The 21,945-nt window shown below is 36.6% G+C and carries 21 protein-coding genes; 4 read left to right on the forward strand and 17 right to left on the reverse strand.

The window, feature by feature from the left end:
* Positions 1-10 precede the first annotated feature (10 nt).
* The 4 genes from EZV73_RS16320 (at position 11) to EZV73_RS16335 (ending at position 3,997) form a co-directional block, all read left to right on the forward strand.
* The gene (locus EZV73_RS16320) at positions 11-706 is read left to right on the forward strand and encodes an ABC transporter ATP-binding protein (RefSeq protein WP_240841473.1); all 696 of its coding nucleotides are present in this window, start codon (positions 11-13) and stop codon (positions 704-706) included.
* Entirely contained in the window at positions 684-1,886 is a 1,203-nt protein-coding gene (locus EZV73_RS16325; RefSeq protein WP_240841474.1) for an ABC transporter permease, read from the forward strand. Before EZV73_RS16320 ends, EZV73_RS16325 begins: the two co-directional genes overlap by 23 nt.
* Positions 1,887-1,950: 64 nt before the next feature.
* Complete coding sequence (locus tag EZV73_RS16330) at positions 1,951-3,315, forward strand: cell wall metabolism sensor histidine kinase WalK (protein ID WP_240841475.1); 1,365 nt, start codon at positions 1,951-1,953, stop codon at positions 3,313-3,315.
* Entirely contained in the window at positions 3,308-3,997 is a 690-nt protein-coding gene (locus tag EZV73_RS16335; RefSeq protein WP_240841476.1) for a response regulator transcription factor, read from the forward strand. The genes EZV73_RS16330 and EZV73_RS16335 overlap by 8 nt, the downstream gene beginning before the upstream one ends.
* A 55-nt stretch (positions 3,998-4,052) precedes the next feature.
* Here the strand turns inward: EZV73_RS16335 and EZV73_RS16340 are convergent, their stop codons facing one another.
* The 17 genes from EZV73_RS16340 to EZV73_RS16420 all read right to left on the reverse strand — a co-directional run bounded on the left by EZV73_RS16340 (position 4,053) and on the right by EZV73_RS16420 (position 21,794).
* On the reverse strand, positions 4,053-4,970 hold the full coding sequence (locus EZV73_RS16340) for a DUF4097 family beta strand repeat-containing protein (protein WP_240841477.1): 918 nt from the start codon (positions 4,968-4,970) through the stop codon (positions 4,053-4,055).
* An 85-nt stretch (positions 4,971-5,055) separates the two neighbouring features.
* Positions 5,056-5,964, reverse strand: a complete 909-nt coding sequence (locus EZV73_RS16345; RefSeq protein ID WP_240841478.1) for a hypothetical protein — start codon at positions 5,962-5,964, stop codon at positions 5,056-5,058.
* A gap of 71 nt (positions 5,965-6,035) precedes the next feature.
* Positions 6,036-6,182, reverse strand: coding sequence for a hypothetical protein (locus EZV73_RS16350; protein WP_240841479.1), 147 nt, complete (start codon positions 6,180-6,182; stop codon positions 6,036-6,038).
* A gap of 10 nt (positions 6,183-6,192) precedes the next feature.
* Entirely contained in the window at positions 6,193-7,626 is a 1,434-nt protein-coding gene (locus tag EZV73_RS16355) for a DUF4097 family beta strand repeat-containing protein (RefSeq protein ID WP_240841480.1), read from the reverse strand.
* Positions 7,627-7,635: 9 nt separating this feature from the next.
* A complete protein-coding gene (locus tag EZV73_RS16360) occupies positions 7,636-8,004 on the reverse strand; it encodes a DUF2089 domain-containing protein (protein ID WP_240841481.1) in 369 nt (122 codons plus the stop codon).
* A 178-nt stretch (positions 8,005-8,182) separates the two neighbouring features.
* Positions 8,183-9,154, reverse strand: coding sequence for an ABC transporter permease (locus EZV73_RS16365; RefSeq protein ID WP_240841482.1), 972 nt, complete (start codon positions 9,152-9,154; stop codon positions 8,183-8,185).
* A complete protein-coding gene (locus EZV73_RS16370; RefSeq protein WP_240841483.1) occupies positions 9,154-10,260 on the reverse strand; it encodes an ABC transporter permease in 1,107 nt (368 codons plus the stop codon). The genes EZV73_RS16365 and EZV73_RS16370 overlap by 1 nt, the downstream gene beginning before the upstream one ends.
* Complete coding sequence (locus tag EZV73_RS16375; protein WP_240841484.1) at positions 10,260-11,786, reverse strand: ABC transporter ATP-binding protein; 1,527 nt, start codon at positions 11,784-11,786, stop codon at positions 10,260-10,262. Before EZV73_RS16375 ends, EZV73_RS16370 begins: the two co-directional genes overlap by 1 nt.
* A gap of 265 nt (positions 11,787-12,051) precedes the next feature.
* Complete coding sequence (locus tag EZV73_RS16380) at positions 12,052-13,278, reverse strand: BMP family protein (RefSeq protein ID WP_240841485.1); 1,227 nt, start codon at positions 13,276-13,278, stop codon at positions 12,052-12,054.
* Between the two features lie 643 nt (positions 13,279-13,921).
* On the reverse strand, positions 13,922-15,100 hold the full coding sequence (gene grdD, locus EZV73_RS16385; protein ID WP_240841486.1) for a glycine/sarcosine/betaine reductase complex component C subunit alpha: 1,179 nt from the start codon (positions 15,098-15,100) through the stop codon (positions 13,922-13,924).
* A 9-nt stretch (positions 15,101-15,109) separates the two neighbouring features.
* The gene (gene grdC / locus EZV73_RS16390) at positions 15,110-16,645 is read right to left on the reverse strand and encodes a glycine/sarcosine/betaine reductase complex component C subunit beta (protein WP_240841487.1); all 1,536 of its coding nucleotides are present in this window, start codon (positions 16,643-16,645) and stop codon (positions 15,110-15,112) included.
* Between the two features lie 72 nt (positions 16,646-16,717).
* Positions 16,718-18,028: a glycine reductase complex selenoprotein B gene (gene grdB / locus EZV73_RS16395; protein WP_240841488.1), complete on the reverse strand. Its 1,311-nt coding sequence runs from the start codon at positions 18,026-18,028 to the stop codon at positions 16,718-16,720.
* A gap of 167 nt (positions 18,029-18,195) precedes the next feature.
* A complete protein-coding gene (gene grdA, locus EZV73_RS16400; RefSeq protein WP_240841489.1) occupies positions 18,196-18,672 on the reverse strand; it encodes a glycine/sarcosine/betaine reductase complex selenoprotein A in 477 nt (158 codons plus the stop codon).
* A 38-nt stretch (positions 18,673-18,710) separates the two neighbouring features.
* The gene (locus EZV73_RS16405; protein WP_240841490.1) at positions 18,711-19,997 is read right to left on the reverse strand and encodes a glycine/sarcosine/betaine reductase component B subunit; all 1,287 of its coding nucleotides are present in this window, start codon (positions 19,995-19,997) and stop codon (positions 18,711-18,713) included.
* Positions 19,998-20,081: 84 nt separating this feature from the next.
* Complete coding sequence (locus EZV73_RS16410) at positions 20,082-20,399, reverse strand: co-chaperone YbbN (RefSeq protein WP_240841491.1); 318 nt, start codon at positions 20,397-20,399, stop codon at positions 20,082-20,084.
* 55 nt (positions 20,400-20,454) lie between these two features.
* Entirely contained in the window at positions 20,455-21,399 is a 945-nt protein-coding gene (gene trxB / locus EZV73_RS16415; protein ID WP_240841492.1) for a thioredoxin-disulfide reductase, read from the reverse strand.
* Positions 21,396-21,794: a GrdX family protein gene (locus EZV73_RS16420; RefSeq protein WP_240841493.1), complete on the reverse strand. Its 399-nt coding sequence runs from the start codon at positions 21,792-21,794 to the stop codon at positions 21,396-21,398. Before EZV73_RS16420 ends, trxB begins: the two co-directional genes overlap by 4 nt.
* Positions 21,795-21,945 lie beyond the last annotated feature (151 nt).

The following is a 21,945-nucleotide window of genomic DNA, read 5'->3' on the forward strand; positions in this document are numbered from 1 at the left end:
GTGGTGACTTATGATTCATATTAAAGAATTAAAAAAATATTATGGTATGGATGAAACACTGGTCAAAGCAGTTGATAACATTGATGTCTATATCAAAGAAGGCGAATATGTTTCAATCATAGGTCCTTCTGGTTCTGGAAAATCAACCTTAATGAATATTCTTGGATGTTTGGATAAGCCAACAGATGGGGGTTATTCATTGGATACAAGTGAAACAAGTGAAATGTCAAACGCACAATTAGCTGATATCAGAAACAACAAGATTGGATTTGTCTTTCAATCCTTTAACTTACTACCCAAGCTAACGGCATTAGAGAATGTTGAACTGCCCCTTATATATACGGGTATCGGAAGAAAAAAACGTAGAGAAATGGCTAAAACTGTTCTTGATCGTGTCGGTCTTTCTGACAGATACGACCATAAGCCATCCGAATTATCAGGTGGTCAGAAGCAAAGGGTTGCAGTGGCAAGAGCGCTTGTCAATAACCCATCTATCATACTTGCTGACGAACCAACAGGGAATCTAGATTCAAAATCAACAAAAGATATACTAGGGCTCTTTGATAATCTTCATAAAGATGGTGCAACCATCATCATCGTTACACACGAAGACGAAGTAGCTGCTCATACTGAAAGAACATTAACCATCCGAGATGGTAAGATAGCTGAGGATAGGAGGAACAATGAAAATACTAGAGCTGTTTAACATAGCAATCTCATCTATCCGATCAAACAAAATGAGATCCCTTTTAACCATGCTGGGTCTTATCATCGGTATTTCATCAGTTGTAACTATATTGGCAATTGGTGACGGCTCTCAAGCCTCTATTTCTTCCGATTTAGGTTCTTTAGGCCTAAATAATATCAGTGTGACATATGAGAGAAATGTCGACATTGCGCCTTCTGAGGAGCTCAATCAAAATGATATTACTGCCATCACTGAAGAATTTGGTGATCAAGTATTGTCTGCCATTCCTAATTATCAAGGCAATGGTACCATTATCGCAGATGTAACAGAAACTGATATTACACTTAAATCTGCTGATGAACACGTTGAAGATGTTAACACCCTCAACATGATTGCCGGCAGAACTTTTGCTGAAACGGATGTCACAGAATACCGCAATGTCATTATTATAGACAACGAAACAGCTACAGCACTTTACGGCACAACGCAAGTAGCTGGTGAGAGTATACTTATCAAAACAGGAAAAAATACTCAAAAGTACACCATCGTGGGTGTTTATGAAGTGGAAGATTCTTCACTTGGATTTTCTATGTCATCGTCATATATTCCTTATACAACAGCTGATAAAGTACTTAAGAAGAATGGTGAGTTTAACACAATTTCAATTACACTCAATGAAAACCAAGATATAGAAACCGTCTCACAAGAGATCATTGATTTTATTTCAAAAAGACATCAAAACTTTGGAGATTTTAAGTACCGCTACTACAGTATGGCATCACAAATCGAAATGGTAACAGACGTTCTTGGTCAAGTCACTCTGTTAGTCAGTGCTATAGCCGGTATTTCACTGGTTGTTGGTGGTATTGGCGTTATGAACATCATGCTGGTATCTGTAACTGAAAGAACAAGAGAAATCGGTATCAGAAAAGCTCTAGGTGCCAAAAGACCTGACATACTGGTTCAGTTTCTAATAGAAGCAGTTACCATATGTTTAATCGGTGGTATGATAGGCGTTGGACTGGGATCCATATTTACTCAAATTGCTGCTAACATCATGGGCATGGAAATGAGTATCTCAATGACATCCATTCTACTTGCAACAACTTTTTCAACAGCAATCGGTGTAGGATTTGGGGTTTACCCTGCTAATAAAGCTTCCAAGCTCGATCCTATCGAAGCACTTAGATACGAATAATTCAGACCAACCTTCTTGGTTGGTTTTCTCTTTTAATGTACAATAATATTAGAAAGGATAAGTTATGAGTTTAAAAAGAAAATTAATTCTGTCATATATGTTAAGTGTACTTATACCTCTAATCATATTTGCATTTATGACCACCAGTCTTAACACAAAAGTAAGAACTTTTATCACAAGAGAGTTCTCAACAATAACGCCGTCTTCAGAAGCAGACCAAACCCACCCGTTTGAGAGAAATCTGATTGCTACTACAGAATCGGAACCTTCACTTGCAAGCAGTCAAGCTTATATCAACTTGCTATTTAACAGATACTTCGATGTAGCAGATTTACTCATAAAAGAAAACGGTATAGTTATTTATGAAGCCAACAAGGAAATTCCAGAAGATGTGCCGCTTCATAGCTCACAATTTACACTAGAGCGGAATAATAAAATATATGAGATTACCTACCAACATGCTGAGTTTACATCTGCTTCCAAGCAACTGAGAAATATATTTGTTGAACGTGTTTTCACAAGTCTTATCATGTTTACCATATTCCATGCCATCTTTATATTCTTTGCTACTAAAAAAGCATTACCCGATTCACAACAACTTATTACAGTAGCTAATAATGTCAGTCATGGAAACTACGATTTTGAGTTTGATACACCTAGAAAAGATGAGATTGGTGATGTCTATAAAGCCTTTGACAATATGAGGAATAATCTTAAGACTTATGAGAATAACAGAAAAGAACTGATTGCAAACATTTCTCATGACTTAAAAACCCCAATTGCATCAATCAAGGGTTATGTTACTGCAATTAATGATGGTTTGGCAACAACACCTGAGAAGATGGATAAGTATCTCAACATCATATACAACAACACCATGCATTTAGATAATCTTATCAACGACTTGTTCTTGTACTCTAAATTAGATGTTAACCAAGTAGAGTTTGATTTGAAGCCTATTCACCTTGATCGTTTCTTAGACTATTATGTAGATGAACTAAAACTTGATTTAGAAGAAAGAAACATACAAGTAAACTGGACCATGCCTCAGCTCAATCATACGCTTGTGCATGCCGATACATTAAGACTTAGACAAGTCATGCAAAATATTATATCCAACTCGGATAAACATTTTGATAAAAATGATAAAATAATTGACATCAGCCTTTCGGAAACTGATTCTACTTTGACTATCGAAATCACAGACAACGGCAAAGGCATCCACGAAGATAATCTACCACATATATTTAAAAGATTTTATAGGGCAGACGCCTCAAGAAATACCAATATGGGGTCTTCTGGCCTCGGACTGGCCATTGTTTACCAAATCATTGAAAATCACCAGGGTTCTGTTTATGCCAGTAGTAAAAAAGGTATGTGGACAACCATTACTATAGAACTTCCTAAACAAGGAGAACACAATGGATAAAATATTAATCATAGAAGATCAAATTGATATCGCAGAACTGCAACAGGATTATCTAACCATAAATGGTTATGATGTGACCATTGAGACAGATGGCAAGAAAGGGTGGGATTTAGCTCTTAAGGAAGATTTTGACCTGGTTATTTTAGATGTAATGCTAGGAGAAGTTTCAGGCTTTCAAATATGTAAAGACATAAGAAGTCAAAAGGAAATCCCGATAATTATGGTAACAGCACGTAGTGAGGATATTGATAAAATAAGAGGTCTCGGCTTAGGTGCAGATGATTATATGACCAAGCCTTTTAGTCCACAAGAGCTGATTGCTCGTGTCAAAGCCCATATAGGCCGTTATAAAAGACTGATCAACACCAGTGATGAGAAGAACATCATTAAACTCTCTTCTTTAACACTTGAAGCTGATTCAAGACGGGTTTATAAATTTGATGAAGAACTCGTTTTAACAACAAGAGAGTTTGACCTCCTTCACTTTCTAATGACCAATCCTAATATTGTTTTCAGTAAAGAAGCTTTATTTGAAAAACTCTGGGGTTTTGATGGTTATGGGGATATTCGAACTGTTGCTGTTCATATAAAAAGAGTCAGAGAAAAGATAGAAATCAATCCATCCGACCCTAAGATCATTGAAACTGTATGGGGGGCGGGCTATCGTTTTAACAAGATATAAAAACTCCCTTAATGGCAAGCTGTTCTCTCAAAACGGCTACTATTAAGGGAGTATTTTATTTAAGTTCTATATCACCAGAAACGGTTTCAATATTTATGGCATACTTGCCAGATTCAATCTTACCTGTTAATGAATGATCCTTCTTTGTCACAACGTCCATATTTACCTGAACTTGAATATCACCTGATACGCTATCTAAGTCTATAGAAGCATTGTACTTCTTTGAAGCTAGTGAAACATCACCTGATACTGTATCTATATTTAAATCACCTTTTTGCTCTTTGACTTCTAAATTAATATCTCCCGATGTTGTATCAATCCTACATGTCTCTAAATCAGAATATATTGTTACATCGCCAGATACTGTTTCTGCTTTAAGATCTTCACCTTCAAGTTCTTCTATATGAATTTTGCCTGAAACAGATTCAAAAGTAACTTTTTCAGCCATAACAGTAGCCAACTTTATATCACCAGATACCGTGTTCATTTTCAATTCTTCAGATAAAAGCTTGTCAGAACGGATATCACCAGATACTGAATCACCTGTCATAGAAACATCCATATCGTTAGGTAGATAAACCATCATTTCTGTATGGTGAGGGCCTCTTAGATTATTCCATGTCACCTCAAATTTAACATCACCTTTTTCACTGATTTTATATTCTGGCTCTTTGTCTTTATCACTAAAGAAACCATAATAATGAATCAGTACTGTTTTTCTGTTTTCATAGACAATCTCAATGTCACCTGAAACTGTACCAAATAATAAGGCATCCACATCCTTTTCTTTTACTTCAATACTTTTGTCTACTGCAAAATAATCACTATCTAATTCTTCTTCCATTTTCTTAAACTCGTCATAGCCAGAAAACCTAATTGCCTCGTTAGATCCTAATGAACCTAAGTTAAAATCTACACTACAGCCCGATAAGAATACCCAAGCTATCAATCCTAATAAAAATAATCTCTTCATGTCACCCCTCCTAGGTCAAGAATAACACGCGAAAAATAGGATAACAATAGGTCAAAATGCTTTCTAATTGTTTTCTAATCTCACTCTAATAGACGATTTGAATCAAGGTCTTAAAGCGTTCATCCTCTCCAAATGAGCCATCATTTTCAGTTAACATAATTGTAATCATCAAGCCATCAATGGTACCAGAAAGCATATTGGTACCAGACATCTCCACCTTTGTAAAATCCCCTGCACCTTCAAGGTAGTCCGTATAATAATCAACAACAACATCTAACTTGTCCTCAGTCATAAATCCAATCATAGACTCATCTCCTTGAGTTACTGCCATTTTAACTTCTGTATAAGCCTTGTCATAAGCAGGTATGATGTCCTCTGGATAATTTTCAGGCCAAGTCACACCATCAGGTATAACAAGTTCTGCTGGCGCCATGTCTACAACCTCATCAACGATTACCTCTTCTGATTCAGTTTCTCCCATATCTATTTGCTCCATGATGATCAATGTAAATGAATTTTCAAAACCAAAACTTTCATCCATTGACTTTGAAATGGTCACTGTGTAACCATGCTCCTTTAGATTTCCCATATTAAGATAAGTATCAGCAGATGTTTGCTGCATGGTTACCTCTGAGCCATCTAAGATTTCTTCATAATAAGAAACGATTTCATCAAATGCCTCATTTGTTGCTGCCATAATCATAAAAGAGCCATCGTCATTTTCAGAAGCCGCTACGATATGTGCATCATCAAAGACTGGTAAGACATCTTCTGGATAGGCTTCAGGTATGGCAATACTTTCTTCCATATCATTGGATACGGTTACCTTGGTACCATCTGTTGTCGTAATTTCTGTTTGATCCTTATCCACTTCTACATTTTCTATGCCTTCTTGACTTTCTATCACTTTTTCCTGAGTTTCTAATGCTGCTTCTTTGCCACAAGCAACCAGTACCAATAAGACAACCAAAATCATTACAAATAACTTTTTCATTATCTCATCTCCTTTCATAGATAACCTACCCACTATTAAAACATTAAAACAGACGGCAATGCCGTCTGTCTTCAAAGTATAATCACTTCACCATAGTAATAGGTATCATTTTTCTTCTTGATTTTTACTTGTTCACATGGTTTATTAGGTGATATACAATATTCAGTTTTATCTTCTATCGAATCCTTTAGTGCCATGCAATCAAGACAACCTATCATGATTTTCTCCTTAATACCTGATTAAATGTAAACTTCCAGAAGTAGTTGATGCAGTTACTTTATTGGCATCACTTCCAACCTGACCTCTCATTCTACCTCTCTTTTGAGTACCTATGACTGTCATTGGAAAATCACATGTCATAGACCCAGAAACACTTTTTGCCATGACCTCAAACTCTGAATTCTTAGGTAGAACAACATCTAAATCACCTGATACTGTTTTAGCTGTCATATCGCCATCTAAGTGTTCGTATTTCATCTGCAGATCGCCAGATACGCTTGAAAACATCATAGAGCCTCTGAATAAGCCTATTTCACAGTCACCAGATGTTGTCTTCACCAGACTGTTGACTGAATAAACGATATCAGCTGTTACATCCCCTGACACTGAAGTGAATCTAAAGAAATCGCTGTCTAAGTAGTTTAAGTCTAAATCACCTGATACTGTTTTAACACTTAAACTTTCCTTGTATTTACGTGGTAGTCTAACCAATAGTTCTCTGCCGCCAGATTGAAAATTGAACATTCTTTTCTTCTTGGCATCAGACTTTTCAGTAATTTTAACTTTCTTTGAGTCCTCTTCAACCACAACTACAAAACGCCCTTCATCTGCTGGATTGTATTTGATGTAATTAACCAGTATATCATCTCTCTCTTCAGTCACTATATTTACATCTGTTGAAATCACATTAATGGCAACATCTTTCTTACCGTCACAGTCTATGGAAAACTCTTGGGCTAAGTTGTAATTTCTTACCTCTGTGTCCGGATCCATTTGAAACTCGTCCTCTGAAAACTCTGCTTGGCCTGTTAAGTCAACTTCATTCAAAACTGAAAATGCTTCATCAACAACATCCTTTGTGATGTTAGCAGTTTCTCTACCGAGTTTAGACATTTCTTCTCCAAATCTTTTGGCCTCTTTACTAAATGATTTAAGGTCTCCTTTGAAGCTCTTTTTAAGTCCTTCAAATTCTTTTTTCAAGTCATTGTGGAAGATGTTCTTAAAGTCATCAGTGTAAAATTCCTTCTTAAACTTCTGACCATTGATGTTAACATTAACCTTCACTTTTTCCTTGATTTCTTCTGCCTTGGATCTTATTTCATCCACTTTTTCATGAAGTGCCTCTTTAGCATCTTCATCCATATTGTCTGTCACATCATCATAGGCATCTTCAATCTCTTCAACCATTTCATCAATTTCTTCTTCAAGGTCCTCAACAATTTCCTCAAGTTCCTCAGATAATTCTTCTAAAGCTTCCGCCCTATCTTCTTCAGCACTTTCGAGGGCTTCATTTATATTTTCTTGTATGCTTTCTTTAGATGCCTCTGAAAGCACCGTTGAACTTTCAAGTTTTTCCAAAGCATTTAATAATTTTAGACCTTCATCGACTGATATGGTCTTTTTTTCGACCATCTCAAGTATCTTCATCTTTTCACTAGACATACCAACCTCCTATAAATCTTTGATCATTCTCATGGCTTCTTCTGATGTCATTTCGCCATTTGAAAGTTTCTCAAGTATTTCCTCTTTACTCAACTTCTTTTCTTCTGCTTGCTGTCCATAACCCAAAGCTTCAATAACCTGCTCCAAGTTTTTCTTAACAGTCGGATAAGATATCCCTAAATCTTTTTCAATTTCCTTGATATTCCCACGATTCTTCACAAATATTTCAATAAAATACTTTTCTTCTTTAGACAAGTAATTAAACTTATCTAGCTTAAATTCACCTTTTATACTTGTATGACAGTCCGGACAATGTAATTCTGTAACATCTAAGTGTGATGAACAAACTGGGCAAGTACCTAAAACATTTCTTTTCATTTTTCCTCCTTATGTCTTATCTTAAGTTCAATATACACCCAAAAAAAGTTTAAGTCAATACCAAAATTAATATTTTTAATTATAAACTAAATAATATTAATATATACATTAAAATAATTAATTTTAAGTCAAAAACTAAAAAAAAGACCAAAATCCTAAGATTTTGATCTTAAATACTTTATCTTTTACCTGCATCGTAGCTTTCACCAGCTGCTTTTGGACCAACTGCGTTCTTACTGAATAGTAATAATGCTACTAATGTTAATACGTATGGTAACGCTTTGTAAAGTTCTTGTGGAAGTGCTAATGCCTTTAAGCTGTCATTAACAGAAGCCATAGTTGACATTGTTCTCATAAAACCAAAGAAGAACGAAGCACCAACAACTCTCCAAGGCTTCCACTGACCGAAGATTAATGTAGCTAAGGCCAAGAAACCTAAACCATCAACGGCACCAGTAAACTCACCCTTGTAAGTTAATACTAGAATTGCACCACCTAGACCTGCGAATACACCAGAGAAGAATACACCAATGTATCTCATTCTGATAACGTTGATACCCATAGAAGCTGAAGCTTGAGGGAATTCACCACATGATCTTAAACGTAAACCGAATGGCGTCTTATAAAGTACAAACCATACGATTAATACTATGAACAGTACCAAGTAAGTTGTCATATACATTTTAGTAAAGAACAAAGGTCCTATTAAAGGAATCTTACTTAATACAGGGAAGTCAAATCTTTCAACACCTGATAATACACCTAATCTTTCAGAACCTGTTAATAATTCTGACATGAATAATGCAAATGCAGCAGCAAGCATATTGATTGCTGTACCAGAGATAATCTGATTAGCATTAAGAGAAATACTCGCATAAGCATGTAGCAGTGCAAATATACCACCTGCTAGGGCAGCAGCTAATAAAGCTGATGACACCATGCCGAAGGAAACACCTTGACCAGGGTCTAAGTTTTGAGTGTATAAGTGAATGACATAAGCACCTACAAAAGTACCGATGATCATTAAACCTTCAAGACCAATGTTAACTACACCAGATCTTTCTGAAATCAAACCACCAATAGCTGTTATAAGAATCGGTGCTGTAAATGCTAGTGCATATGGGAATATTTGATATAAGAACTCTAACATTATTTAGCACCTCCTTTTTTCTTACTTGAAACCAGTTTTTTAATCATCTTCTTGAACATCTCAGATGTTGCAGAGAAGTAAATAATAACTGAAATAATCATTGGAACCAACTGGTTCGGTACATTGTTAACTAAGTTTGCCTTAACTGAACCAGCACCAACCTTGAAGAATGCAAGAAGCAATGATGATAATACGATACCTATAGCAGAGTTAAGACCTAATAAAGCAACAACGATACCATCGAAACCATAAGTTGGCAACTTACCAATTGCAATATGATCTGTATTACCTAAGTAGAATGTAACACCTGCTAAACCAGCGATACCACCTGAAATCATTAATGCATGTAGAATTCTAGTGTTTACCTTGATACCTGCGTATTCAGAAGCATCTTTGTTATAACCTACGGCCTTTAGTTCATAACCAAATGTCGTTCTATTTAAAATAAATGCATAGATTACTGCAACAATTAGGGCAATAAATAAACCCATATTGACATTTGATCTATCAAATAAAGCTGTTAACCAATCCATTCTTAAAGTAGCTGTAGGTAAAACCTTCATAGATTCAGTATCGAAGTGATCTGACTGAATGAAGTTTCTTACAACATAACTTACTGTCTCTAAGGCTATATAGTTCATCATGATGGTTGTAACAACCTCATTAACCTTATATTTAGCCTTTAGTATTGCAGGCACAAAGGCCCATAAAGCACCAGCGATAGCTGCAACAACAATTACCATAGGTACATGAATAAGTCTTGGGATTGATTCAAATTGAGTACCTACTACTGTAGCAGCAAGACCACCAACTAACATCTGACCAGATACACCAATGTTGAAGATACCTGTTCTGAATGAGAATGCTACTGCTAAACCTGCTAACATTAGAGGTGTCGCTACTAGAAGTAAATTACCAATCTTTTTCCAGTTAGTAATTTCCCAGTTCTTGATGCCTGTAGCACCCTGGAATAAGTATTTAAAACCTTCTGCTGGACTGTTCTTAGTAAATAAGATTAATAGAACACCAACAATTAAACCGAACAAAATAGCAGCAAATGGGGCTATACGTTCTAAAGTTTTTTCTTTCTTTAACCATTCTCTCACTATTTGTCACCTGCCTTTTTAGAACCAGTCATCATAAGACCTAATTCATTTTCGTTTGTATCTTTAGAGTAAACTGTATCCATGATTTCACCTTCGTACATAACGGCAATTCTATCAGATACATCTAATACTTCATCTAATTCAAGAGATACTAAAAGTACTGCTTTACCAGAATCTCTTTCTCTAATTAATTCTTTATGAATATACTCAATCGCACCTACGTCTAGACCTCTAGTAGGCTGAACAGCGATTAATAAATCAGGACTTCTGTTGATTTCACGAGCGATGATCGCCTTCTGTTGGTTACCACCAGACATCGATCTTGCTGTTGTCTCAGAACCCTTACCTGATCTAACATCAAATCTTTCAATAAGCTCGTCAGATAACTTTCTAACCTCACCTCTGTTGATGATACCATTTTTAGATAATGGTTCCATGTAGTAAGTTTGAAGTGCCATATTTTCTTCAACTGAATACTCAAGTACAAGACCATGTTTATGTCTATCTTCAGGAATATGACCTATACCTGCTTCAGTTCTCTTTCTAATAGAAAGATTCTGAATTTCATTATTATTAAGCGTTATCTTACCTGATGTCAGTTTCTCTAAACCAGTAATTAGTTCTACTAGTTCTGTTTGTCCGTTACCTTCGATACCAGCTACACAGAAAATTTCACCAGCCTTAACTTCAAATGATACATTGTTTATGATAGGCTTATCCGTTTCACCTTGTAACATGATGTTCTCAACTTTTAAAACTGTCTGCTTTGGTTTAGCTTCTGTTTTTTCAACTGTAAAGTTAACGTTTCTACCAACCATCATTTCAGCCATTTTCAATGTGTCTGTCTCAGCAACATTAACTGTACCGATATAACGACCTTTTTGTAAAACAGAACATTCATCAGCAACTTGTTTGATCTCTGCAAGCTTATGAGTGATAAGAAGAATAGACTTACCTTTTTTAATAAGACCCTTCATGATATTCAATAGTTCTTCAATTTCCTGCGGTGTTAATACAGCAGTAGGCTCATCAAAGATTAATACCTCGGCATCTCTATATAACATTTTCAAAATCTCAACTCTCTGTTGCATACCAACAGAAATATCTTTGATTTTAGCATAAGGATCAACTTTTAATCCGTATTGCTCACTGATTCTTGATACTTTCTCAGCTGCTGAAGCAATATCGATTGTACCAAACTTCGTTGTAGGCTCTGAACCTAGTATGATGTTTTCTACAACTGTAAAGTCTTCCACAAGCTTAAAGTGCTGATGCACCATACCAATACCTAAGTCATTCGCAATATTTGGATTAGTGATTTTAACATCTTTACCACGAACTCTAATCTTTCCTTCCTCTGGTTGGTATAACCCGAAAAGAATACTCATTAGAGTAGATTTTCCAGCACCATTTTCACCTAAAACAGCATGGATTGTTTGTGGTTTTAGTTTTAATGTGACATTATCATTTGCTTTGATACCTGGAAATTCTTTTGTTATATTGAGAAGCTCAATAATATAATCCATTCTTTCCCTCCTTTTCCTCAATAACAACTGTAACCGATTACAATATAGTTGCTAGGTAACAAAAAATATCTGTATATTTTCAATTCATACTTGAATAAACTTATACCCGATTTACAATATAATAACCTGATATTATCAGGTATTTTACTTTTATTCAGTTTGTCTCTCAACCATTATTGTTACTGGTGTACTTAATTATTATACAATAAAATTACTTCATAAGAAAAGTCACTAAGTACTAATACTTAGTGACTTATAAAATTTCTTAGTATACTACGCCATCTGGAGTAGTGTAACCATTAGCATTTAAGAACTCGCCTAAAGCTTCAGCAGTATCTGGAGCAACGATTGAACCATCGATTAAACCAGCTAATACTTCGTCAGTCTTAGCAACTGTATCTGCTTGTAAGTTAGGATTCTCAGCTGGAAGACCAACACCGCCTTCTTTAGCAGTTAATGAAATAGTTTGACCACCTGGGAAGTTTCCTTCTAAGTGAGCTTTGATGTAGTCGTAAGCAGCAACATCAATCTTCTTCATAGCTGAAGTTAAGATTACTGATGTACCATCTTCGATCATACCATCTGCATATTGATCTACGTCAACACCAACGATCCATACTTTTTCGTCGTTAGTTTTTCTTGTCTTAGCTTCGTTGATAGCACCAACACCAACACCACCTGCAGCAGCATGGATTACGTCAACGCCTTTATCGAACATTGAAGCAGCGATTTGCTGACCAGCATCTACTTCATGGAAAGTACCTTGGTAGATATAATCAACAACTTGTACGTTTGTGCCATAGTTAGCATTAGCATAAGCAACACCTGCAGTGAAACCCCAACCAAACTTTTGTACTGGAGGAATTTCCATACCACCGATGAAACCAGCTTTACCAGTCTCAGACTCTAAAGCAGCAGCAACACCTGCTAAGAAACCAGCTTCGTGCTCAGCAAAGAATACTGATACAACGTTGTTTTCTTGTCTGAACTCTGAGTAGTCACCAGAGTGTGGTGTACCATCGATTAATACAAAGTTAGTATCTGGATACTCATCTTGAGCGATGAAGATTGCTTCTTCAAACTTGAAACCTGGTGTGATAATGATCTCGTGCTCAGAATCAACTAAGTTACCAATTTCAGTTAAGTAATCATCTGTAGTTTCGCCACCTGGTTGTAAGTACTTCTCAGCAATACCAAACTCGTCTACTGCTAATAAAATACCTTCCCAAGTACCTTGGTTGAATGACTTATCAGTAATAGTACCTGAGTCAGTTACCATACCTACTTTTGTGCCTGCATAATCATTTGCTGGCTCAGTTGCTTCTTCTGTTTCTGTTTCAGTTTCAGTTTCTGTCTCTGTAGCAGTTTCTGTCTCTGTAGCAGTTTCAGTACCAGCATTGTCGTTTGCTGCGTTGTTAGAACCACCACAAGCTACGAAACTTGCAGCTACTAATAACACAACTAATAGCATAGCTATTGTTCTTTTTAACATGTTAGTTCCTCCCCTAATTTCTTTTATATTACTCATGTAATACAATGCGACTAATGTCGCAAATTAACCATACACTTTATTGTGCTTCATTTTACAAAAAAACACAATATAATTTATATACAAATATATACTAATATTTTCTGTGAAAATGTCACACACACCGCTAAAATTAACGGAATATTCCCACAGACTATTTGAAGATACTAAGAAAAACGATTTCCCAATACTCAAAAATAAATCCGTGAAAATAATATCACCATTTTTTAATGATTTTGTTTTCAAAGTGCATTAAAAAGTTACAAGAACTTCTTCTTGTGAATCAAAACCTTAACAATTTCAAGATATACTCCTGATTAAGGTACAAAAGTATTCTAGAAGAAATAAGGACATTTGTCCACATGCATAGTCATACCCATTTTCTTTTTTGTTAAACATACACAAAGGTTTTTTAGGCATTTCTAAGCAAATGTTTATAAATGTTATATGTGCTAAAAGTGTCTCAGATTTTTCAACTTTTCTGACGACTGAAACAGGGTCGTTTCAAGGCCTACAAACAAAGTAAAGCCCTTTCGTTAGAAAGGGCCTTACAAAGTATTTGCTTATTATAGGGACATATATTAAGGGCTTATCCCTAAAAAACTAATTAACAGTCAGGCTTTTGCGCAGCAACATAGCCTGCTTTTGCTAAGATCTCAATGGCTCTTTCTTTATTAGCTTCACTAATAAGAATCATTGGACCTGTACAACCCATACCAGATTCAGCATAGATTTTTTCTTTCCATAATGCTTCACAAGCATCCTCTAAATCTAATATGTCAATGCCGTTAATATCAGCAGTAACCACTTCTTTTGGAGGCATAACTACTTCTTCAGTAGCTGCAGCTGGCGCTGCTTTATGGAAAGACTTTAAGATTTCATCTAGACCAGCTTTTTTAGCTGCAGCAAATTCTGATTTTGCAACATCTAATAAACCACCTTTAGCTAAAGATGCAGCATATTTAATAGCATTTGCTACTACTGGTACACCTGAAGCTCTTGATAAGATCAAGATTGCCTTATCATAATCTATTCCAATACCAGGACCATAGCCATAACCTAAGGCTTCATAGCTACCGCCTGTTGTATAAGATGAAAATACTTTCATCATGATATTTCCTGTTAGAGTATCAGTAACCATAACATCTACTGAACCCATTAATAAGTCGTTACCTCTCATAACAGAACCACCATCAGCTCTTTTTGACTCACCAAAGTTGATTGGGTAACCATTATCAGATAACTCTCTTAAAGCTCTTTCAACACCACGTGCATTGTCAACATTTAAGATACCTACAGTTGGCTCTTTTTGGCCCATAGCTTTAGCAGCTACAATACCATATAAAGCATTCTTAACCATAGCTTCAGAACGATTTGTCGCTGAAGTACCTGTAGTTGTTGCAATAAACATTTCTTTACCAACAGCTGGTGTGATCACTCGACCTACAGTCGATACACCAATTGGGAAACTATAGTGCATTGTTACACAAGCTTGGATATAACCACTATCAAGTAATTCTTCCATTTTCTTATGCATTTCAGCTTCAGTTTGAACTTCTACAACTTCTAGCTCAGTATCTACTTTTGGACCAATAAGTACGATTTCAAAGTCCGCAGCGTCTCTTGCAGCTAGTTCAGCACCTTGTACCAAGTTATCAGTACCATGCTCAGAACCTAAAGTTGTAATACCAACTCTCACTTTTGCACCAAATGAACCAGTTTCAATCGCATCAGCGATATCCATAAAAGTGTTTCCCAACATCTTCTTAATATTATTTTCAGACATTGTACACTCCTATTCTGCTAACATGTGCTTAGCGAAATCTCTCATAGCTTCAGCAACCATCTTATTTACTTCTTCTTTAGATACTGCTGATACTTCTTCTACTTTACCTGGGTTTCTTTCGATCATTACAGAAACACCATCAAATAAGTTTGTCATTCTTCCTAAGAATAATGAACCTTTACCAACGATCATAGCTCTATTAACATCACCAGTCGTCATATCATCTATTGCAAATCCTAAGTACGGAACGCCTGATGGAATGTGACCTTGAGTAGGTGCCCATCCTTGCATACCATGCTTTTCACCAAATGTTTTTAAGTCAGCTCTTTCTAATTCTTTTCTCTTAACACCAAGTGCAGCGATCATTTTATAGTTCGCTTCTGGTACATCACCAGCACCTGCAGGCTTAGTGATATCTGGGTTTTGCATTTCTACTGAGTACTTGTCAACATCAGTAATTTTTAAACCAGCAGCATCTAACGGCATAGTAATAAGTGATTGAATAACCGCTTGTGGAGACGAACCAGTTCCTACTGTATGTCTACCAATGTAGTCTGAAACTACCATAGGGTTAACACCATCATTAGCACTTATAAGCACTGCGAAACCACCTAATACATCTTCGATGATTGGCATTTCTTTCTTCACATGGTCTTTACCGTTCATACCTAACTTAGCAGTTGCACCACCTGCAACGATTACTACGTTCTTGTATGTACCAGACTTAACAAGTGAAGCTGCAGAAATTAATGCATGAGTTGGAGCAGCACAGAAACCTCTTAAGTCAGATCCTGTTGCGTTTACAGCACCACATGCCTCAGCAATCGCCTTAGCAAAGTTACCGCCACCTCTTTGGTTCATGTCACCGCATGCTTCTTCAGAACATTCGATAACATAATCAATGTCTTCAACGTTAATGTTGTTGTTTGCTACTAAGTGTTTAAATGCTAATACGCCAGAAGCCTTTACTACAAGGTTTTCAAACATAACGTGAGCATTTAAGTTAGGGTCTACATCATGCGCCTTCTTAACACAACCAACTAACTTTTCGTTGTGGTAGATTGCTTCAGAATGATCAGCAACAGCTTCTTCAATCTCTGATAATTCAACACCTTCACCTAATTGTGCAAGTTCTTCCTCTGTAACTAATTTATGATCTGCATATTTCGCTTTAAATTCAGCAACAAAACCTTTTTCTAACATTACTAAGTCAAACACATCTGCATTCTTAAGCATAAGGATGAATTCTTCTTGAGGCATGATCTCACCAAATTTACCAAAACGATCTGCGTTTGGCACATCTTTACCAACCCATGGCTTTTCCATTTGGCCAAGCTCAGCTGGCGTCATGTTACCAATGTAAGTTTGGTTTGGCGCATAGTTTACCACTTCTTCAAAAGTTCTTAAGTGCTTTGGCACTGCTTTTAAGTAATCTGATTCTGGATTGACTCTCATCTCAACAGTTTGAGTCGTACCATTGTGCATAATCATATCTTGTGTATGCACTAATACATAACCCGCCGCTTTAATAACAGCATTATTCATCACTACACCTCCGTGATTCTACTTCAATTTTTTATAAAAATAGGGAGATTAAAAATCTCCCTATTCTAATTTCTAGTCTTCGAATACTGTTTGCTCAGTAACTTCAACTGTTAATGCATTTAATGCTTTTTCTACAATTCTTCTTCTTACTTTTGTTTCTTCTTCTTCACTTAAGTTTGGATCACCAAGTGGATGAGGAATAGCAATAGCAGGAACGATTCTGTTTGCACCAACTGTTAATGAAATTGGTACTACTGTACAGATGTGTACTACTGGAATACCTGATTCTTCGATACCCTTAACCATCGTTGCACCGCAACGAGTACAAGTGCCTCACGTAGAAGTTAGGATTACAGCGTCAACACCATCAGCAATTAACTCTTTAGTGAACTCTCTAGCGAATGCTAATGAATTCTTAACTGAAGTACCATTACCTGTAGTTGTGTAGAAGTATTTGTATAACTCACCGATTTCGCCAGCAGCTTCTTTTTCTCTTAGAATATCAACTGGTAAAACTCTATCAGAGTCAGCATTACAGTAAACTGGGTCAAAACCACCATGAGCAGTCTCATAAGTTTCTGACGTTAAGTCGTTTACTGATGTAATGTCATATCTACCATAGTTTTGAGCAGATGAAGATGCGATTCTATCTGGGTTTCCTTTTGGAACGATACCGCCTGAAGTAACTAAAGCAATTTTAGCCTTAGATAAGTCAACGATAGCTTTTCCTGGCTCAACATTATCAAATGCAGGCATTGGATACTCAGTAACAAACTCAGTTCCTTTTAACTTAGAAACAAGCATGTCAACCGCTCTTTCAGCACCGATTTTTTCTTCAAAGATGTTTTTTCTAACACCTCTAGCTAAGTAACCCTCTTCAGCAGGAGTTCCAATAGCTTCACCCTTAGCAACTTTTAAAGTTAACTTACCTAAAGCAGGTACAGCTTTTCTCATAGTTGCAGCAGAGTTACCAGTTGCTACTGTGTATACAAATTTCTTGTACATATCAGCACCTGGGTTTTCTTCGTACATTGCAGTAACTGCTGGGATGTTAAGTACATCTTGTACTTCTTTTGACATAGCACCACAAGCTACACCATATCTACCAGCGTTGAATGCAGGACCTGCAACAAACACGTCTGCATTATATGACTTAATCATATCAATAATTTCAGCTTTTACTTCATCGATGTTTTCGTTGAAGTAAGAGTCACCACAGATTACTGTAGCAACAATCTCTGCTTCCTCACCGAACGACTTGTTTAAAGCCATACCAGGACCTACGAAACCATCTCTGATTTCAGGCTTGATGTCAGCTTTTTCTTCGCCACCGATGCCAGCATAGAATTGATTGATATAATGAACTACTCTTAATTTACTCATTTTATCCACCTCTAAACTCTTATATGCACGTTATCACGTTTATCCGATTTTACGGTAATTCTTTTATTTCCAATAGCTCCACGAGCTATTCTTACAAATGATTTGGAATCAAAATGTTGCTATGCTACTCTGACGGGTTAGATCATTGTAACATTAATATTTAAATACTATAAGTATTTACAGAACTCGTTTCTGATGTTGTTCATTTCAGTTTCAATTTCTTCAACTTCAAGAACCATTTCCATCATACCAACTTGCTCGTCGTAAACATCAAAGTTTACAGCGTCTTTGAAAGTAGGCTCTACTGCATGGTATACAGTTAATCCTAGTTCAACACCTGCAAGCGAACCAGCGAAAGTTGGATCACCAGCAGTTACTGTTTCTGCAGCTAAACCTGCAGATTCTGCTTCAGCAGCACCGAAAACTACAACTACATTTTCTGCACCATGCTCTTCTGTTAATGCTTTAACCCTATTTTGATTTTCCAAATCCATTGCGCCTGCAGCCGTTCAGACAAAACACTCTGTTGCTGAATAAACAACTTCTGCAGATGCAACTGTTTTAACACACTCTTCAATTGCTTGACCCGGTACACCGTCACGGTCACCGATAATGATTACTTTTTTATTTTCTAAAATATTCATTTCAGTCATCCTTTCGTTCTATTCGATTAGGCTAGAAATTAGTAAGTTCTAGCAGTTAATTTATTAAATCCTAACTCGTTAGTAGCACCTGTGATGATTTGAATCTCAGCTACAATGCTACCATCTTCTTTTAATGAACCAGCAAAACCACCAGCGATAGTGTCAGTATAGTCTAACATACCAATGATTCTGTCCATTGGAGGTAATGTGATAACTTCGTTAGCGTTACCGCCTGTAACAACCGCATCAGCAGCCTTGTCAGCATCAGCAAGTGATTGAGAACCACCATCTTGACCTGCATACTCATCTGTTACGATTACAGTCTTTACGCCTTTACCTTCAACTTTTTTACAGTTCATGATTAAGTCTGTATCTGGGTTACCGAAACCTTCCTGTGAAACGATTGCTCCGTCAAGACCCATGTACTCAGTTAACTTAGCTGTCCAGTCAGAAGATCTTTCTTTATCAGCTAAGAATACGTTTTCATTTGTGATAATAACACCCATAAAGTTAATTTCTTTACCGTGTTGAGCATATAAGTTTTTAATGATTGGGTTGTTTAAGTGATGGTAAGTCGTGTTCTTGTCACATGCAGATACACAGTTACCGCTTAAGATCGCGCCGTCCATTACTTCAGTTGGATATAAGATTGTTGGAACAATTTTCTTAGCATCCACACCATACACGTAAGTATCATGTAATAAACCTTGAGTTTGAAGCATGTATACGTATCCTACCTTTGGAAGTTCAGGATATTCGTTTGCTTGCTCAAATAATGGCTTAGTTTCGAATACTTCGATTTCGTCTGGTGTTAATTCTTTAGCTAACTCGCCTAAGTATAAACCAGCTGTTAAACCAGCATTTCTTGCTGCAGCTTCATACTCATATTGTGTTAAGCCTTCTTTTGGTTCAATAACAACTACAACGTTGTTAAGCTTTGAGAATGGTGTATACTCAGCACCAACACCACTCATATCGATGATACCTTCTTGGAAACCAACGATCTTACCAGCAGTTACTACCGCTGCACCTTTTAGTACGTGAGTTCTACCTTCACCTACTGTTTTTACCTTGTTCTTCACGCCAGGGAAGATACCACCGTTGCCAGAAACTTTCACTCTTGGCTCAATAACATCTTTAACTGGTGTAATTCTTGTTGATTCACCTGGTTTAGCTAACTCAATGTTAATTTCAGCAATATGGTCGTCTTGTAATAGTAAATCTCTTAACTCAGCCTTATTTACATACAATGTACCATTTTCTACCTTACTAACATCCCCAAACTGAACATCTTTGATTATGATATGTCCTAGTTCTAAACGCATGGATGCCACCTCCTAATATTTATAAACCACTTTATTTATCATCTTGCAGGGTCCCCCAATTGAATCCCCTGCAAGATAAACACATTAGATATGTGCTTCGATCATGTTTTTGATGCCATCTTTTGAAGCATCGTCTTTTGTTACTTCGCCAACTTTTTCACCATCTTTGTAAAGAATGATTGTTGGTAAACCAAGAACTCTTTGAGAAATTGCTAATCTTCTAGCTTTCATTGTGTTTAACTTAGCGAACACAACTTTACCTTCGTATTCAGCAGCTAATGCTTCTACGTCTGGCATTAAAGCTTTACATGGCTCACAACCATCTGACCAGTAATCTACAAGTACAAAACCACTTGCATCTAATACGTTCTCTTGAAAGTTATCTTTATCTAGTACTAACATACTAACCTCCTTATATATTTAAGCTAAATGCTTACCTATCTTGTATAATCCACTCTTAGTGGAACTTGTTATCGATGTACTTTTCAGCTTGTACAGCAGCGATAGCGCCATCTGCAACAGCAGTTACTACTTGGCGTAATGTCTTTTGTCTAACATCACCAGCAGCGTATACACCTTCAACGTTTGTCTTCATATCAACGTCAGTTAAAATGTAACCAGCTTTGTCTAATTCAATCTTATCTGTGAATAAACCAGTTTGAGGAATGTAACCTACGAATACGAATACACCCATTGTGCCATCATCTTCGTGAGCGTGATGCTCAGTTAACTCGCCAGTTTCTCTGTTTCTTAATACGATAGACTCTACCATACCGTCACCCTTAACTTCAGCAACTTCAGAATTCCAGATGATTTCAATCTTTTCATTCTTGAATGCTTTCTCTTGGATTGACTTAGCAGCTCTTAACTCACCTCTTCTGTGAACTAAAGTTACTTTTCTAGCAAACTTAGTTAAGAACATTGCTTCTTCTACTGCAGTGTCACCACCACCGATTGCGAATACTTCGAAATCAGTAAAGAAGTCAGCGTCACATGTAGCACAGTAAGAAACACCTTTACCAGTTAATTCTTGCTCGCCTGGGCAACCTAATTTTCTTGGAGAAGCACCAGTAGCAATGATTACTGCTCTTGCTTGGTATTCAGCTTCTTCACACTTAACAACTTTGATGTCACCTTCTAAGTTAACATCTACTACAGTAGCTTTAACTCTTTCAGCACCAAACTCTTCAGTTTGAGCAACCATTCTAGCGATTAGAGAAGGACCAGTTTCTTCCTCAACACCACCAGGGTAGTTAGCAACTTCATCAGTTGTTACGATTTGTCCACCATTTCTGTCTTTCTCAATGATTAAAGCAGACATCTTAGCTCTTGCAGCATATAGACCAGCAGCTAAACCTGCAGGACCAGCGCCGATGATGATTACATCATATAACTTGCTCATTTTAATCCTCCTGTAATTAACACTCCAGCTGATTCGATTGCACCTTTTATAAGGCCAAAATCAATCAGTCTAAAATCATCTAAAATCTTTTCAGGCCAATCTTTCACTTCATGGTTGTTTAAAAACTTTTCAGTTACTTCAATGGCACTGTCAATCATCATTAATGATTCCACATCTAATGGACCTGTTTCCTTTGACATCATAACAGATTTGAAAGGTGTTTCATTAGGCTTTATACTCCCTGTTAAGGGGTGCGTTAAGAGTTTGGCACCTTTGTGTACACGATCTCTACAATATCTCAGCACATCGAGAAATTTGTACGCCTCAAAATATTCTATTTCAATGTCATCTTTATATGTATTATATACAGATTCATTATTTGTAATAATAATCATGATTGTCCTTTCTAAAAACATCCTCTTCATACCCAATAGATTATGTTTAAATCGAAAATAAAAAAAGGAAATGACAAATAAGCTTGCCACTTCCTCTGTTAATAACCTGAGAGTTTCTTCCTTCCTTAAAAGGAATTGCCCCGTCGGTGCA

Source organism: Acidaminobacter sp. JC074, from assembly GCF_022496765.1.
Taxonomy (GTDB): Bacteria; Bacillota; Clostridia; order Peptostreptococcales; family Acidaminobacteraceae; genus JABXKX01.

Bases quoted from the DNA above. Each gene is read 5' to 3' on its own strand.
- EZV73_RS16320 (WP_240841473.1), top strand. From the start codon at position 11: ATGATTCATATTAAAGAATTAAAAAAATATTATGGTATGGATGAAACA.
- EZV73_RS16325 (WP_240841474.1), top strand. From the start codon at position 684: ATGAAAATACTAGAGCTGTTTAACATAGCAATCTCATCTATCCGATCA.
- EZV73_RS16330 (WP_240841475.1), top strand. From the start codon at position 1,951: ATGAGTTTAAAAAGAAAATTAATTCTGTCATATATGTTAAGTGTACTT.
- EZV73_RS16335 (WP_240841476.1), top strand. From the start codon at position 3,308: ATGGATAAAATATTAATCATAGAAGATCAAATTGATATCGCAGAACTG.
- EZV73_RS16340 (WP_240841477.1), bottom strand. From the start codon at position 4,970: ATGAAGAGATTATTTTTATTAGGATTGATAGCTTGGGTATTCTTATCG.
- EZV73_RS16345 (WP_240841478.1), bottom strand. From the start codon at position 5,964: ATGAAAAAGTTATTTGTAATGATTTTGGTTGTCTTATTGGTACTGGTT.
- EZV73_RS16350 (WP_240841479.1), bottom strand. From the start codon at position 6,182: ATGATAGGTTGTCTTGATTGCATGGCACTAAAGGATTCGATAGAAGAT.
- EZV73_RS16355 (WP_240841480.1), bottom strand. From the start codon at position 7,626: ATGTCTAGTGAAAAGATGAAGATACTTGAGATGGTCGAAAAAAAGACC.
- EZV73_RS16360 (WP_240841481.1), bottom strand. From the start codon at position 8,004: ATGAAAAGAAATGTTTTAGGTACTTGCCCAGTTTGTTCATCACACTTA.
- EZV73_RS16365 (WP_240841482.1), bottom strand. From the start codon at position 9,154: ATGTTAGAGTTCTTATATCAAATATTCCCATATGCACTAGCATTTACA.
- EZV73_RS16375 (WP_240841484.1), bottom strand. From the start codon at position 11,786: ATGGATTATATTATTGAGCTTCTCAATATAACAAAAGAATTTCCAGGT.
- EZV73_RS16380 (WP_240841485.1), bottom strand. From the start codon at position 13,278: ATGTTAAAAAGAACAATAGCTATGCTATTAGTTGTGTTATTAGTAGCT.
- grdD (WP_240841486.1), bottom strand. From the start codon at position 15,100: ATGTCTGAAAATAATATTAAGAAGATGTTGGGAAACACTTTTATGGAT.
- grdC (WP_240841487.1), bottom strand. From the start codon at position 16,645: ATGAATAATGCTGTTATTAAAGCGGCGGGTTATGTATTAGTGCATACA.
- EZV73_RS16405 (WP_240841490.1), bottom strand. From the start codon at position 19,997: ATGCGTTTAGAACTAGGACATATCATAATCAAAGATGTTCAGTTTGGG.
- EZV73_RS16410 (WP_240841491.1), bottom strand. From the start codon at position 20,399: ATGTTAGTACTAGATAAAGATAACTTTCAAGAGAACGTATTAGATGCA.
- trxB (WP_240841492.1), bottom strand. From the start codon at position 21,399: ATGAGCAAGTTATATGATGTAATCATCATCGGCGCTGGTCCTGCAGGT.
- EZV73_RS16420 (WP_240841493.1), bottom strand. From the start codon at position 21,794: ATGATTATTATTACAAATAATGAATCTGTATATAATACATATAAAGAT.